This is a genomic window from Proteus genomosp. 6, assembly GCF_040139785.1.
GTDB lineage: Bacteria > Pseudomonadota > Gammaproteobacteria > Enterobacterales > Enterobacteriaceae > Proteus.
The window spans coordinates 210,843-226,558 of the sequence record NZ_JBEEVJ010000006.1; the positions used below are offsets into that span (position 1 = coordinate 210,843).

At 38.7% G+C, this 15,716-nt stretch carries 14 protein-coding genes and 1 pseudogene; 12 read left to right on the forward strand and 3 right to left on the reverse strand.

The window, feature by feature from the left end; all coding sequences use genetic code 11:
• Window positions 1-152 precede the first annotated feature (152 nt).
• From metC to sseA, 4 genes are all read left to right on the forward strand, one after another.
• Window positions 153-1,328 (forward strand): cystathionine beta-lyase, encoded by a 1,176-nt coding sequence (metC, locus tag ABN212_RS09990; protein WP_198620447.1) that lies wholly within the window; start codon window positions 153-155, stop codon window positions 1,326-1,328.
• A 36-nt stretch (window positions 1,329-1,364) separates the two neighbouring features.
• The gene (dcuC, locus tag ABN212_RS09995; protein WP_109373446.1) at window positions 1,365-2,732 is read left to right on the forward strand and encodes a C4-dicarboxylate transporter DcuC; all 1,368 of its coding nucleotides are present in this window, start codon (window positions 1,365-1,367) and stop codon (window positions 2,730-2,732) included.
• A gap of 312 nt (window positions 2,733-3,044) precedes the next feature.
• On the forward strand, window positions 3,045-3,230 hold the full coding sequence (locus tag ABN212_RS10000; protein ID WP_100159496.1) for a hypothetical protein: 186 nt from the start codon (window positions 3,045-3,047) through the stop codon (window positions 3,228-3,230).
• Between the two features lie 13 nt (window positions 3,231-3,243).
• Window positions 3,244-4,086: a 3-mercaptopyruvate sulfurtransferase gene (gene sseA / locus ABN212_RS10005; RefSeq protein WP_349443175.1), complete on the forward strand. Its 843-nt coding sequence runs from the start codon at window positions 3,244-3,246 to the stop codon at window positions 4,084-4,086.
• A gap of 77 nt (window positions 4,087-4,163) precedes the next feature.
• Here sseA and ABN212_RS10010 read toward each other — a convergent pair whose 3' ends face one another.
• The 3 genes from ABN212_RS10010 to rhlE all read right to left on the reverse strand — a co-directional run bounded on the left by ABN212_RS10010 (window position 4,164) and on the right by rhlE (window position 6,974).
• Window positions 4,164-4,412 carry a GlsB/YeaQ/YmgE family stress response membrane protein gene (locus ABN212_RS10010; RefSeq protein WP_075672760.1) on the reverse strand — a complete coding sequence of 83 codons (249 nt, stop codon included), beginning with the start codon at window positions 4,410-4,412 and terminating at the stop codon, window positions 4,164-4,166.
• 204 nt (window positions 4,413-4,616) lie between these two features.
• Window positions 4,617-5,549 carry a tRNA dihydrouridine(16) synthase DusC gene (gene dusC / locus ABN212_RS10015; RefSeq protein ID WP_198620445.1) on the reverse strand — a complete coding sequence of 311 codons (933 nt, stop codon included), beginning with the start codon at window positions 5,547-5,549 and terminating at the stop codon, window positions 4,617-4,619.
• Between the two features lie 9 nt (window positions 5,550-5,558).
• Window positions 5,559-6,974, reverse strand: coding sequence for an ATP-dependent RNA helicase RhlE (gene rhlE / locus ABN212_RS10020; RefSeq protein ID WP_196534301.1), 1,416 nt, complete (start codon window positions 6,972-6,974; stop codon window positions 5,559-5,561).
• A 373-nt stretch (window positions 6,975-7,347) separates the two neighbouring features.
• Here rhlE and cecR point away from each other — a divergent pair, with 373 nt between their 5' ends.
• The 8 genes and pseudogenes from cecR to ABN212_RS10060 all read left to right on the forward strand — a co-directional run bounded on the left by cecR (window position 7,348) and on the right by ABN212_RS10060 (window position 15,657).
• The gene (gene cecR, locus ABN212_RS10025) at window positions 7,348-8,046 is read left to right on the forward strand and encodes a transcriptional regulator CecR (RefSeq protein WP_198620444.1); all 699 of its coding nucleotides are present in this window, start codon (window positions 7,348-7,350) and stop codon (window positions 8,044-8,046) included.
• Between the two features lie 11 nt (window positions 8,047-8,057).
• Window positions 8,058-9,044 carry a secretion protein HlyD gene (hlyD, locus tag ABN212_RS10030; protein WP_198620443.1) on the forward strand — a complete coding sequence of 329 codons (987 nt, stop codon included), beginning with the start codon at window positions 8,058-8,060 and terminating at the stop codon, window positions 9,042-9,044.
• A gap of 13 nt (window positions 9,045-9,057) precedes the next feature.
• Window positions 9,058-10,827: an ATP-binding cassette domain-containing protein gene (locus ABN212_RS10035; RefSeq protein ID WP_349443176.1), complete on the forward strand. Its 1,770-nt coding sequence runs from the start codon at window positions 9,058-9,060 to the stop codon at window positions 10,825-10,827.
• Window positions 10,820-11,971 (forward strand): ABC transporter permease, encoded by a 1,152-nt coding sequence (locus ABN212_RS10040; protein WP_109373988.1) that lies wholly within the window; start codon window positions 10,820-10,822, stop codon window positions 11,969-11,971. The genes ABN212_RS10035 and ABN212_RS10040 overlap by 8 nt, the downstream gene beginning before the upstream one ends.
• 13 nt (window positions 11,972-11,984) lie before the next feature.
• Entirely contained in the window at window positions 11,985-13,094 is a 1,110-nt protein-coding gene (locus ABN212_RS10045) for an ABC transporter permease (protein WP_198620442.1), read from the forward strand.
• 65 nt (window positions 13,095-13,159) lie between these two features.
• Window positions 13,160-14,590, forward strand: a complete 1,431-nt coding sequence (locus tag ABN212_RS10050) for an AAA family ATPase (protein WP_198626137.1) — start codon at window positions 13,160-13,162, stop codon at window positions 14,588-14,590.
• Window positions 14,565-15,200 (forward strand): retron system putative HNH endonuclease, encoded by a 636-nt coding sequence (locus ABN212_RS10055; RefSeq protein WP_198620440.1) that lies wholly within the window; start codon window positions 14,565-14,567, stop codon window positions 15,198-15,200. Before ABN212_RS10050 ends, ABN212_RS10055 begins: the two co-directional genes overlap by 26 nt.
• Before the next feature lie 16 nt (window positions 15,201-15,216).
• Window positions 15,217-15,657, forward strand: a pseudogene (locus ABN212_RS10060) (glyoxalase).
• Window positions 15,658-15,716: the final 59 nt, after the last annotated feature.

Below are 15,716 nucleotides of genomic sequence, written 5' to 3' on the forward strand. Positions count from 1 at the left end.
AGATGAAGATCATCTTTTTTTAAAAAGAGCTATTTTAAAAATAAATAAGTTTGTTATAAATAATAGAAACAGAATAAGCGCAGAGAAAAAAGTAATTAAAGGTTTTATTTAATTACCGGGGAACTCTATTTCTATATTTGGAGATATTAATAATGAAACAAAATAAACAAACAAAACTGATACACAGTGGACGCCAAGAAATTAAAACCTCAGGTCCAGTTAATCCACCCGTTATGAGAGCCAGCACCATTGTTTTTGATTCTATTAAAAGCTGGCGTGATGTCCGTGATCGTCGTGCAACAGAGCGCGTATTGAGTTACGGCGCTCGTGGTACTGAAACCGCTTTTGCACTGGAAGCTTTAGTAACTGAGCTAGAAGGTGGCCATCGCGCTCAACTGTTCCCTACTGGATTGGCAGCTATCGCTGTGACCATTATGGGATATGCTCGCAGTGGTGGTCATGTTTTATTTGCAGATTCTGTTTATGAACCCGTGCGTAAAATTGCCTCTGCTTTTCTTGAACCCAATAACATTGCTTATAGCTTCTTTAAAACAGATGGTTCAGATTTTGAGCAAAAAATTCAAGACAATACACAGCTTATTTTTGTCGAATCACCGGGTTCATTACTTTATGAAATGCTCGACTTACCTGAAATCTGCCGTATTGCGCATGAAAGAAATATTCCTGTTGGTGTTGATAATACTTGGGGCTCTGCATGGCTTTATAACCCGCTGGAATTAGGTGCTGATGTCTCAGTTATTGCAGCGACTAAATATTTATGCGGCCACTCTGATGTGATGATGGGAATTATGGTTGCGAATGAAAAAGCATGGGAAAAAATTGGTGCATTGCCTGAAGCATTAGGTCAAGCCAGCAGCCCTGATGATGCGGCATTAGTGCTTCGTGGTATGAGAACACTGGGACAGCGTATTGCAGCTCATGGCAAATCTGCTCTTGCTATTGCGCAATGGCTAGAAACACGTCCTGAAGTTGAAAAAGTGTGGTTCCCTGAATTACCTAATCACCCTCGTCATGATTTATGGAAACGTGATTGTAAAGGCAGCAACGGTTTATTAACCATTGAATTTAAACAAGGTTATACCGCCAAACAATCAGAACAATTTATTGATGCTCTTACACTTTTTGGTATTGGTGCATCTTGGGGTGGATTCGAAAGCCTTGCTTTACCTGCCAATGTTGCGGGAGCAAGAAGTGCTTCTGATTGGCATGAAGGCCACGGTCCTTTTGTTCGTTTACATATCGGGCTTGAAGCAACTGAGGATTTAATTGCAGACATTACACAAGCGTTCTCAGCATTAAATAAATAACAACAATATTATTGCGTCACTACTAGGGAATTTACTATGACAGGTTTAATCATTGCCGCGCTGGTAACCGCGTTGGTGGTTTATCTACTGGCTAGAGGTTATAAACCTCAGCCAGTATTATTACTCGGGGGCTTATTGCTACTGCTCCTAACTGCTTCTCTCGATCTTAATCCGTTACTACCAGAAAATAAATCAACGCAATTTAAGTATTTTGATATTTTCCAAATCTTTACGGATATTATGAGTTCTCGCTTAGCGGGACTGGGCTTAACATTAATGGCTATTGCGGGTTTCTCTCGTTATATGGAACACGTTGGCGCAAGCCGTGCTTTATTTGCCATTTTTGAAAAACCTTTAAAAGCAATTAAATCGCCTTATTTACTTTTGGTTATTTCATTTTTAGTTACCCAAATCTTGGTTATTTTTATTCCAAGTCATGCTGGTTTGGGAATGCTATTAATGGTCACCATGTATCCGATATTAATTCGTTCTGGCATTAGCCCACTTTCTGCTTTAGCGGTTATTGGATGCTGCCAGTTTATCGACCATGGTCCCGGCTCTGGTAACGTCATTATGGCAGCAAAAACTGCGGATATTGAACCTGCCGTTTATTTTGTTCAGCACCAGTTGCCTATTACTATTCCTATTATTATTGCTGTTGCGATTACCCATTTCTTTATTCAACGCTGGTGGGATAAACGTGAAGGATTTGTTTTTGACCCAACAACAATTGATGCAGTTAAAGAAGAAGGAAACAAAATTCCACTGTCTTATGCCTTATTACCCGTGATCCCTTTGGTACTCATTATTGGCTTTAGTCCTTTATTACACCCTTATATTAAATTAGAAGTCACCACAGCGATGGTTATCAGTACAGTGATTGCACTTCTCTTTGAATATGTTCGTTTACGTGATGCAAAGGCCGTAATGAATAGCTTTATGCTGTTTTTTGAAGGAATGGGTAAGCAATTTGTCTTAGTGGTATCGTTAATTGTATCGGGTGAGTTTTTTGCTAATGGTTTATTAAAAAGTGGTGCAGTCGATACACTTATTAGCTCTGCTCAAGATGCAGGTTTCGGTGTTGTCGCCATGATCCTTGTGATGAGTGCCATTCTTGCCTTAGCGGCATTCTTAATGGGCTCTGGTAATGCTGCATTCTTCTCATTTGCAGCCTTAACACCGAAAATTGCGGCTTTCTTAAAAGTGGATGTCATTACCTTAATTCTACCTATGCAAATTATGACAAGCTTTGGTCGTACTGTTTCACCGATTACCGCAGCCATCGTCGCCATTGCAGGTATTGCGAATGTTTCACCATTCCAAATAGTTAAACGAACCGCTATTCCTATGGCTGTGGCAGCCATTGTGAACTTAGCAATGACATTCTGGTTCCTTTACTCGTAAAAATTAAGTTGTATTTTAAATGAAGTCTTAAGTTGCGTTACCCCTTTCCCTTAAACTCATTTACTCCTGAGTTTAAGGGGTTTTTCTTATCATTGACTGTAACCTTTGATTGAAATCATTAACACAACTTGTACTGTAATTAAGGCTATTTATAAAAGGTAAATAGCCTTTTTTACATCTCTATTCACCCTATTTAACGCGATAGAAGCCTCTCCTTTATTCTGTGTTTTTCCTCAATCTGGAGACTTAGCGCTTGTTTCAACCTCATATCTCGATATACTTTTGCGCAACATTCATCTGCAAATGAACATTATGAAAAAAATAATTATCGTTGTTATCGCACTACTTGCTTTTGGCTCTATCGGTGGCGTTTTCCTTGCGGGATTAAATATTTATACCCGTTCAACTACACCAATAGAAAACAAACAAGCTCAACCTGAAACATCGCCAACACAACAATTTCCAGCAATACCCGACAGCTCACCTTCCACAAAATAAATGAGGTTGCACTATGGAATATGATTACTTTGTCACGCCCCAATGGCTATTTGAACATCAAAATAATAGCGACCTTGTGATCCTTGATGTCAGTGCGCCGATGCCAACACAAGACATTGACTATTCAGCACTTTATCTTGAACGTCATATTCCACATGCGCATTTTTTTGATCTTGATGAAGTCGCCGATAAAACCACGTCACTCCCCCATATGTTACCTTCTGATGCACTATTTTCAGAAACGTTGACGCAATTAGGTATTTCTAATACCACTACTGTCATTATTTATGATCAAGGTAATTTATTTTCAGCGCCACGAGGCTGGTGGACATTCACGACATTAGGTTGTCGCAATGTGCGTATTTTAGCGGGTGGATTACAAGCTTGGATTGATGCTGGATTTGAAATCCAACAAGGTGAAGTCATTGCTACGCCAGCAACTTCGCCTTTTGTGGTTGAGCGTCATACTCAACGTTATGCCAATAAACAACAGCTTCTTGATAATCTCAATACCAAGCAAAAACAGATGATAGATGCTCGTTCGGCAGACAGATTTTATGGTAGAGCACCAGAACCTCGCCCTGGTTTGCGCAGTGGACATATTCCCAGCAGTAAAAATGTACCTTGGAATGAATTAGTGACTGATGGGCAATTAAAAGATAATGCGGAACTGAAGCAAATATTTGAGCAAACAGGCGTGGATTTATCACAGCCAATCATTGTTACTTGTGGCTCAGGCATGACAGCAGCTATTTTATTTTTAGCGTTAACGGTACTCGGTTGCCAATCTATTGCACTTTATGACGGCTCTTGGGCGCAATGGGGCGCTGAAAGTGCCCTCCCTTGTGAATGCTAATTTAATCAGCTTTTGCCTTAAAAAAGTAAACCCGCATTACGCGGGTTTATTATCACTCTCTGTTTGGCGTGAAAGTATTAACTTGCAAATATCTTTGCAAGATAGAGCACAACAATGGCACCAATAACCGCAACTACAAAGCTGCCAAAATTAAATCCGTCTACTTTACCTTTACCAAAGAAGCTACTAATTGCACCACCCACAACGGCACCGACAATACCCAGAATACAAGTCCATATCAGACCAATATCATAAGAGCCAGGCATTAAGAATTTCGCTAAAATACCCGCGATCAAACCAAAGATAATCCAAGCAATAATTCCCATATTTCCCCCTAAAAATAGTCATGATATAAACAACATACCTAAAAATGTCACTTATTGAGTGTAAGTCGAAATAGTTATTTTTTCCAATTATTGGAGATAAGTAACATTATATTTAAGATAAACAGAAAGATTATGACTTAACAAACAAAAAAATAGCGCTTATTAATTAGCACTATTTTTTTATCAAATGAGATGATTTTTAAATTACAACGCTTCTATTGCTACAGCGATTTCTGGCGAGGTTTTTAGTGTTCGAATTTGCCTAAATAACTCATCGGCTTCTGGATACTCTTTGCGTAAATAGCTAAACCACTGCTTAATACGTGATGCATGATAAATCGTCGTATCACCGCGCTTTTCTAAACGAACATAGCGCTTTAATAGTTGGATAACCTCTGACCATGGCATTCTAGCTTCTATGCCTTTTACAACTCGGCTTAAGTTAGGGGTATTCATTGCACCACGACCAATCATTATCGCATCGCAACCTGTTGTGGCTAAGCAGGCTAATGCGTCTTCACGGTTCCAAATTTCACCATTAGCAATCACAGGAATAGAGAGTCTTTGGCGGATCTCACCAATGGCCTGCCAATTGATTTTTTCCGCGCTATAACCATCTTCTTTTGTTCTGCCATGAACAGTGATTTCTGTTGCACCACCTTGTGCCACGGCATCTGCAATTTCATGGCTATACGCTGAAGAATCCCAGCCTAGTCTCACTTTAACTGATACTGGCAATTCTAAAGGTACAGCATCACGCATCGCTTTTGTGGCTTGATAAATCGTTTCTGGCTGTTTTAAAAGTGAAGCTCCACCACCACTGCCATTAACCGTTTTTGAAGGGCAACCGCAGTTTAAATCAACGCCCCAAGAGCCTAAAGAAACAGCTCTAAAAGCATTTTCAGCCAACCACTGTGGATGTTGTCCTAATAATTGCACTCGCACCAGAGTTCCACTTTTAGTACGGCTTTCTGTCTGCAATTCAGGGCATAAGCGATAAAACGCTTTCGTTGGCAGTAATGAGTCTACAACTCGTACAAACTCTGTAATACAGAGATCGTAATCGTTAATCGAAGTGAGTAATTCTCTCACAAGGGGGTCTAAAACCCCCTCCATTGGCGCTAATAGAACTCGCACTTTTTAACCTCAAAACTCTTTTCTAGCTTTTGACCAAGGGCTTTGATTATCACTACCTTCATCACTTTTACGTGAACGGCGAGGCCCTAATTTTCCGGTACGAGAGCCATCTTTATTACGGTAGTTTTCTTTGCTTTTATTACGTCCAGACTCTTTACCTTCGCTATCGCCCTCTTTACGACTATTGTTGCGATTATCTTTACCGCGAATATCTGCACGACCACCACTTCTACGCGGTGCATTATTCTTTGGTTTTTTATGTAAAGGAGCCGCTTTAATTGAAGGATCAGGATCGTAACCTTCTAATGCTAAACGTGGAATTTCGCGTTTTAATAGACGTTCAATATCAGCTAATAAACCATGTTCATCAACACAAACAAGCGAAATAGCCTTACCCGTTGCAGCAGCACGACCCGTTCTACCAATACGGTGAACATAATCTTCTGCCACTTGCGGTAATTCAAAATTGACCACATAAGGCAGTTGGTCGATATCAAGACCTCGAGCCGCAATATCTGTTGCTACTAACGCTTTTAATTTGCCGTCTTTAAAGTCAGCTAAAGCACGCGTTCTCGCACCTTGGCTTTTATTGCCATGAATAGCAGCTGATTTAATACCATCGGCATTTAAATGTTCAGCAAGCTTATTCGCCCCGTGTTTAGTACGTGTAAAAATAAGCACTTGTGGCCAATTTTCTAAGCCAATTAAGTGTGATAACAACTCTGTTTTACGTTTTTTATCCACTAAATGAACATATTGATCAACAGATTCAGCAGCCGAGTTTTTTGGCGCAACTGAAATACTCACAGGGTTATTTAATAGTGAATTAGCAAGCCCCGTGATCTCTTTAGAGAACGTCGCTGAAAACAGTAAGTTTTGACGTTTTTTCGGTAATTTATTGATCACACGGCGAATATCGTGGATAAAACCCATGTCTAACATACGATCAGCTTCATCAAGCACTAAAACTTCAACGCGAGAAAGGTCAACCGCATTTTGATGTTCAAGATCGAGTAAACGTCCAGGAGTTGCAATCAGTACATCAACACCACCACGTAACTTCATCATTTGTGGATTAATGCTCACACCACCAAAAACGACTAACGAGCGAATAGGAATATAACGGCTATACGCTTTTACGTTTTCAGCAATTTGAGCCGCAAGCTCGCGCGTTGGTGTCAAAATCAGCGCTTTAACTGGTTGACGACCTTTTGTTTTTACTGCTGATTGAGATAACTTTTCCAGTATTGGTAATGTAAAAGCTGCTGTTTTACCTGTGCCTGTTTGCGCACTCGCTAATACGTCTTTACCCGCCAAAATCGGCTCAATCGCCTGCTGTTGAATAGGGGTTGGGGTTTTATACCCTTGTTCATCAATAGCGCGGAGAAGCGCCTCACTTAAACCAAGCGATGTAAAATCGGTCAAAACAGTAGTCTCCTACAACCAGAACGTATAACACGGTGATTGAAATTAAAAATGACGGGCTTTCATACTGTCAATCTATAGGCATTATTACTCTATAGGTACTATCATTTCTAGGTATAGACAGTGATGAAAGAGAATGAATCTTGTTAGGTTAACCTAATAACACCTATTCTAACAGTTTTTGCTATATTCAGAATACAAAAATAATTTTCAATAATAGATTACACTTTTTTTATTACACATCAGCTTTATTCGATTATTTATCACAAATTTTCCCTATTGTTCAATATCATCTAATATAATACGCCTTGTTATCGCTGTTTTTAATATCATTGGTTTTGTTACATTTTACTTAAGTAAGGTATCTTCTATCATGTCAGACATCCACCAGAAGACAACGCGCGGTGAACTAGCAAAACGACAATTATTGGAAGCGGCATGTGAGATCTTTGGTAAAAATGGGCCAGATGCCGCCACAACACGCCAAATTGCACAAGCTGCTCAACAAAATATTGCCGCTATCGCTTATTATTTTGGTTCCAAAGAAGGGCTATATCTCGCCGTTGCACAACATATTGCTGATCTTATTCGCCTTGATTTTGAACCGACCGTGGTCATTCTTGACGAATTTCTTGAACGGCCTAACCCAGTAGAACACCTCCCATTACTGCAAACGCTTATTACAGATAGTTTTTTACAATATGCTCGTCTTGTGCTTGATAAAGAAAATATTCATCTTAGTCGCATTATGGCAAGGGAACAGCTTGTCCCTACCGAAGCGTATTCTCTTATCCACCAGCAAGCGTTATCGCCACTTTTAAGGCGAGTAAACAAGTTATTAGCTATTTATATCGGTTTAGATGAAACACTTCCTGCAACAATGCTACATACTCACGCTATATTAGGAGAAGTGTTATCATTTCGCTTAGTAAGGGAAACCATTCTAAGACAAACGGGATGGGATAGAATTGGTAAGAATGAGTATCAGATTATCTCCAACACGTTAAAAACTCATATTACTTTATTACTCAATGGATTAAGAGAGATTTACACTAACACTCATCACGCATAAATAGAGTTATTATGAAAACTAAAAAAATCAGTTTCTTTATCATCTTAATGATTATTATCAGTATTGTTGCAGGTATCTATTATTACGAAGAAAACAAAGAGTCTGAATTAGTACTCTATGGCAATGTCGATATCCGTACAGTCAATCTTAGTTTTCGTGTTGCTGGAAAATTAGATACATTGCATGTTGATGAGGGTGCGCCCGTTGAAAAAGGACAATTATTAGGTCAGCTCGACGATGCACCTTATCGTAATGCGCTTAACAAAGCATATGGCGAACGAGATAGTGCTATCGCCGCATTAGCCTTAATGGAAGCGGGATATCGCACTGAAGAAATCGCGCAAGCTCAATCTGATGTGTCATTAAAGCAAGCCGCTTGGCAATACGCAGAAAACTTTTATAAACGTCAGCAAGATCTTGCTAACCGAAAAGTCATCTCAGCCAATGATTTAGATAGCGCAAGAAATAATCGCAATCAAGCGGCGGCTGCCTTAAAAGCGGCACAAGATAAGCTCAATCAGTATCAAAATGGTTATCGAAAAGAAGACATTGATGCGGCGAAAGGACAAGTTATGCAAGCTAAAGCCGCTGTTGCACAAGCTGAATTAAACCTCCAAGACACGCAACTAATCTCTCCATCACAAGGTACTGTGCTAACTCGAGCGGTGGAACCCGGTACAATATTATCGGCTGGAAGCCCTGTATTTACGGTGTCATTAACTAACCCTGTTTGGGTCAGAGCTTATATCAGTGAAACTCACTTAAGCGAAGCTGTTCCTAATCGAGAAGTTTATCTATACACCGATGGACGTAAAGATAAACCTTATCACGGTACGATTGGATTTGTTTCACCAACAGCCGAATTTACCCCAAAAAGTGTTGAAACACCGGAGTTAAGAACCGATTTAGTGTATCGCCTCAGAGTAGTTGTGACGGATGCTGATGACGCATTACGCCAAGGTATGCCTGTCACCTTAAAATTTGCTTCCTCTCATTAAGTGTGGGGGAAAAATGGGACTCGCTGATTACACTATCGAACTTCTCGGTGTTGAAAAACACTTTACAGGACTGGAAAGCCCCGCTGTTTCGTCATTAACAGCCACCATTACAGGTGGCTCTGTGACGGGTTTAGTTGGCCCTGATGGCGCAGGCAAAACAACCTTAATTCGTATGCTTGCAGGCTTATTAAAGCCTGATGCTGGTGATATTCGTATTTTAGGAATGGATCCGCAAAAACAGAGTGTCGATGTCAGAGCTATTCTTGGCTATATGCCACAAAAATTTGGTCTGTATGAAGATTTAACAGTATTAGAAAACCTCAATCTTTATGCCGATTTAAAAAATGTCGTGGGTGAAGAGCGTAAAAAAGTTTATCAACAACTACTGACATTTACTGATCTCACTCGCTTTACATCTCGCCTTGCAGGTAATCTGTCTGGAGGCATGAAACAAAAGCTTGGGCTGGCTTGTACTTTATTAGGTAGTCCTAAAGTTCTGCTTCTTGACGAGCCAGGCGTGGGTGTCGATCCCATTGCACGCCGTGAGCTTTGGCAAATGGTGCATGCTTTGGCCAGCGATGGCATGTTGATACTATGGAGCACCTCTTATCTTGATGAAGCAGAGCAATGTAAAAACATTCTCTTACTTAACAAAGGAGAGCTACTTTATAGTGGTATTCCTCAAGATTTAACAGCAAAAATGGCAGGTCGCTCTTTTCTACTTAATGTTGAAGGTCATCAGCGTAGAAAAGTGTTACAACAGGCCATTATTCAACCTCAAGTTACGGATGGCGTTATTCAAGGGCAATCCGTTCGTTTGATCCTGAAAAAACAGAATAATCAAACTGAATTACTAAGCGCTTTGGGTAAATCTGATACGAAGCTTATTCCTGCTACACCTCGCTTTGAAGATGCTTTTATAGATTTATTAGGAGGCGGTCCTTCTCATAAATCTGAATTAGCTGAAATTATGCCTCAGATCCCTCCCGCACCTAATGAAACTGTGATTGAAGCGCAACAGTTAACCAAAATGTTTGGTCAATTTGCAGCGACTGATCATGTCGATTTCCAAGTTAAACGTGGTGAAATTTTCGGTTTATTAGGCCCTAACGGTGCAGGTAAATCGACAACCTTTAAAATGATGTGTGGTTTATTAGTCCCCACCAGCGGTAAAGCCCTTGTGCTAGGTATGGACTTGAAAGAGAGCTCTGGAAAAGCGCGTCAACATTTAGGTTATATGGCACAAAAATTCTCACTTTATGGCAACCTTAAAGTGGGACAAAACTTGAAATTCTTCTCAGGTGTTTATGGCTTACATGGCAAACAACAACGCGATAAAATCAACGATATGATAACTGCCTTTGGTTTACAGCCGATGGTGAATCAAATCACTGAAACCTTACCTTTAGGTTATAAACAACGCCTTGCCCTTGCGTGCTCATTAATGCACGAGCCTGATATTCTCTTTTTAGATGAGCCTACATCAGGTGTTGACCCATTAACGCGAAGAGAGTTTTGGCTACATATTAATGGCATGGTGGATAAAGGAGTGACCGTGATGGTTACCACTCACTTTATGGATGAAGCAGAGTATTGCGATCGCATTGGTTTGGTTTATCGAGGCAAAATCATTGCAGCTGGCGAGCCTGATTCTCTGAAAAAAATGGTTGCCAGCAAAGATAATCCAACCCCTTCAATGGAAGATGCCTTTATTGGTTTAGTGCTGGATTACGATAAAAAACTTGAAAGTGAAAATGATAAAGGGAGCGAAAAACATGCATAATTCAGCTCAATCATCTCATGCCCGCTTTTCTTGGCGACGTTTATACGCACTGTGTTTAAAAGAAACAAAGCAAATTACTCGTGATCCCAGCAGTGCCCTAATTGCTATTGTTATCCCACTTACTTTGCTGTTTATTTTTGGATATGGCATTAATCTAGACTCAAGCAAATTAAATATTGGCATTTTAACTAATCAACAAAGCCAACCAGCACAAGAACTTGTTTACACCTTCACAAATTCACCCTATATCAATGCAACTATTAGCGATAATCGACAATTATTAATTGATAAAATGCAGGCGGGGCAAATCCGCGGCATTGTGGTTATTCCTGTTAATTTTGCTGAATTACTTGCTCGCCAAGATACTAAAGCCCCCATTCAAGTGATCACCGATGGCAGTGAACCTAATACGGCAAACTTTGTACAAGCTTACACAAAAGGGGTTTGGCAAATTTGGTTACAACAACAAGCTATCAGTAAAGGTATTGATACGACGCCATTAATTGAAATCGAACCTCGCTATTGGTTTAACCCTGCGGCAATTAGTCAGCACTATATTATTCCAGGTGCCGTCACCATTATTATTACGGTAGTTGGGGCTATTCTTACCTCGTTGGTAATTGCTCGTGAATGGGAAAGAGGCACTATGGAAGCCTTACTTTCCACTCAAATTACACGTACTGAGCTTCTTCTCTCAAAACTTATTCCTTACCAAGTGTTAGGGAGTTTTGTCATGGTGCTATGTATGGTAGTCACTGTATTTGTGCTTGGTGTGCCCTATCGGGGATCATTGTGGATTTTAGGTGGCATTACGTCGCTCTTTTTAGCTACTGCTTTAGGTATGGGATTACTTATTTCCACACTAACGCGTAATCAATTTAATGCCGCGATGATTTCGTTAAATGCTGCATTTTTGCCTGCAATTATGTTATCAGGCTTTGTTTTTGAAATTGATAGCATGCCATTTTTTATTCAAGTAGTGACCTATTTTATTCCTGCGCGTTATTTTGTGAGTAGTTTGCAAACACTATTTTTAGCTGGCGATATTCCATTGATATTAATGTTAGATATGTGGTTGTTGATCGTTTCTGCCATATTCTTTATTGGCTTAACGGCGTTAGCAACACGACGTCGATTAGATTAAAGGGAGAGTATTTATGTTTTATCGTCTTCTCACCCTGATAATGAAAGAGTTACAGTCATTATTACAAGAGCCTCAAACTCGCATTATCTTAATAATGCCAGTTATCTTTCAAATGATCTTATTTCCATTTGCCGCAACATTAGATGTTACCAATGCCTCTATTGCCATTTTTGATGAAGATAATGGTAAACAATCTATTGAGTTAACCCAGCGTATCGCCAAAGCAAGTGCATTCTCTCAAACTCTTTTGCTTAAAAATGAACATGAAATAAAAGAGGCTATTGATAATCGTAAAGCGCTTTTATTAGTTCGTTTTCCACAGAATTTTAGCGCCGATTTAGAAAGCCATGTTCCTGTTAAATTACAAATAATCCTAGATGGTCGAAATTCTAATAGTGCGCAAATTGCCGCTAATTATGTACAGCAAATCGTACAAAACTATCAAACTGAATTAGCAGGCAATACACCTTCTTTACTGAATAAAACAGAACTTGTTGTTCGTAATTGGTATAACCCGAATTTAAATTACAAATGGTTTATTGTGCCCTCTTTAGTCGCATTAATTATTACCATTGGCGTCATGATTGTGACTTCACTTTCTGTTGCTAGAGAGCGCGAACAAGGCACGTTAGATCAACTGTTAGTTTCGCCTCTCTCAACATGGCAAATCTTTGTCGGTAAAGCCGTTCCAGCAATGGTCGTTGCTGCCATTCAAGGTACTATCGTGTTAATTATTGGTATATTTGGTTATCAAATTCCCTTTTCTGGCTCATTATTGCTGTTTTACTTTACCATGCTGATTTATGGCTTATCGCTGGTGGGTTTTGGTTTGCTAATATCCGCATTAAGCTCGACACAGCAACAGGCTTTTATTGGTGTCTTTGTGTTTATGATGCCCGCTGTTTTATTATCTGGCTATATTTCCCCCGTAGAAAACATGCCCGTTTGGCTACAACATGCCACATGGATAAACCCAATTCGCCATTTCACCGATATCACAAAACAGATTTACCTTAAAAATGCCGATATCACTGTTATATGGCACAGTTTATGGCCTTTATTGGTGATTGCTGTAGGAACAGGTAGCATTGCCTATTATCTTTTCCAAAGGAAGATAGCTTAAAATCTGTACTTTGATAACTAACTCTAATAGACTGATACCAAAGAAAAAATCAATAGGCGTGCAATATGCAAATCAGCAAACTACGACTTGAAAATTATGGTGTTTTTACTGATGCTGACATCACGTTAGCCACAAAAGATGGCAACGAAAATGGCTCAAATATTACTGTATTTATTGGTAATAATGGTTCAGGGAAAACCAGTATTTTAGATGCGATTGCAACAGGTTTAAGTTGGTTTGTAGCGAAGCTGGAAGATAAAAATGCGGAAGGGAAATTAATTACTAAAGCTAAAATTAATCTTTTATCTGAAGTCGCCACAATTTCTTTTAATAAAAAAGAAAAAACAAATATTACTTTGATTAATCACTCTTCAAATATAGATACAAATACTTTAGATTTTGATTTAACAACAGCGCGCTATTTAACAGATAATAATAAACTTTCTTCTTATGCTAGCGATAATCAATTAGATCATTTTTCTGCTTCATATCGCCATGCATTACGATCAAAAGAAAAAATTGAATTAAATTTTCCCATCACAGCTTATTATGGCGCAACTCGCCATACTTATGACACAACAATCAACAACGCAATTCAGCCCAATAATAACCGTCAATTTGATATTTTATCCGCGTATAAAGATGCTCTAGAAGTTAAAACAGATTATGCCGATTTCTTTGCTTGGTTTCGTTACCGTGAAGATATCGAAAATGAAACGGCTCCTCACACAAGCATTATGAAATTGTTAGAAAAACATACTGATGTAAATAGTGAAATTTACCAAAGTATGTTAGCTGAGCAAAAGAAATTGCAAGATAAAGCATTAACTGCTGTACGTGAAGCCATTAAAATTTTCTTATCTGATGACAGTTCTACGATTGAAAATATCTATATTGAGCGCACACCTGATCTTTCCATGAAAGTAGTGAAAGACGGTACTCACTTTTCTATTGAACAACTCTCTTATGGCGAAAAATCATTACTTGCTATGGTTGGTGATATCGCACGCCGTTTAACAATTTTAAATCCAACTTTGGATAATCCCTTAAAGGGCAAAGGCATTATTTTAATTGATGAGCCTGACATCCACTTACACCCTCAATGGCAACGACGATTAATCGCTTTATTGGATAAAACCTTTCCTAACTGCCAATTTGTATTAACGACACACTCACCATTATTGATCAGCGATCACAAAGATATTCTTGTTTACAGCATTGAAAAAGGTCAGGTTGAAAAAGTCTCTTCACTTTATGGGCAAGATATCAATAGCGTACTGTCAGAAATTATGGATACTGACTTTATCAATCAAAAAGTGCAAAGCCAAATCGGCGATATTCTTGATGCGATTCAAAATGCCGATATTGCAACAGCAAAAGATTTATTAGCTGAATTAGAACAAGATGTTTCAACAAATAATATTGAGCTAGTTAAAGCACGATTATTGCTAAAGAAAAAGGAAGTTCAACTTGAGAAAAATCAGCAAAAGAAATGATTATGAACCCACAAGTTTAACTCAATGGAAAAGGCAAAATAAATATAAAAAATACGCTGATTTAACCCCAGAAATTCGAACAGAAATAAGAGAAGTATTGCTAGAAGAGCAGTTCTATTTATGTGGTCATTGTTGTCAGCAAATAAAATCAATTCATGACTGCCACAATGAACATATCGAACCTCAACAATTAGCACAAAATAAAACGCTTGAGTTCTCTAATCTTATCGCCAGTTGCAATGCTAAGAAACAATGCGGCGATTCTCATCAACATCACGCACTTCCCCTTACTCCACTTATGGATGAGTGTGAGACTGAATTACAGTTTTCAATTAGTGGTAGAGTTAATGGTTTAACATCCCGTGCTGAAAAGGCAATTGAAATATTGAATTTAGGCTCTAGCACTTTTCCCAATAACTTATTAATCAGTAAAAGAAAACACGCTATTGAACAAATCTTATTTATTAATGGAATTGATCCTAGTGAAGGACTAGAAGATGATGATTTACTTAATGATTTAATCATAGAACTAGCAAAACCTAATGATGATGGAAAATTAGAAAGCTTTTCACCTATTATTATTAATATATTAAAACAGTGGTTAACTTAACAATAAGGGGAATATTATGACTCCTGCTATTTCTGGTATAAACATTCTCTTTGTTGCCGGTTTTGGTTCTATTACTCGTAATAATGCACAAAGCCAGCTTTTTTATAAAGATGCGCTTAATTTGCCTTTAAAACCAATGGAAGATAATAGTGATTATTTATCAACATCAGAAGGTGAATTAAAAGGTGTTAAACATTTTGCACTGTGACCTTTAGAGCAAGCCGCTATGTCTTGCTTTGGTAATGATGTTTGGCCAAATGATCTGCCGATACCACAATATTGGGTTGAATTTGAAGTAGAAGATATTAATACCGCCACTCAAACTTTAAAACAAAAAGGCTATCAACTGCTTGTTGATAATCGAATTGAACCTTGGGGACAAACTGTCACACGGTTATTAAGCCCTGAAGGAGCTTTAGTAGGTTTAACTATTACGCCTTGGTTACGAGATAATTAAACTTCATTCTATTTCAATTATGTGCGACAGAAAAATTCTCTTAATAAATGCACAAAAAA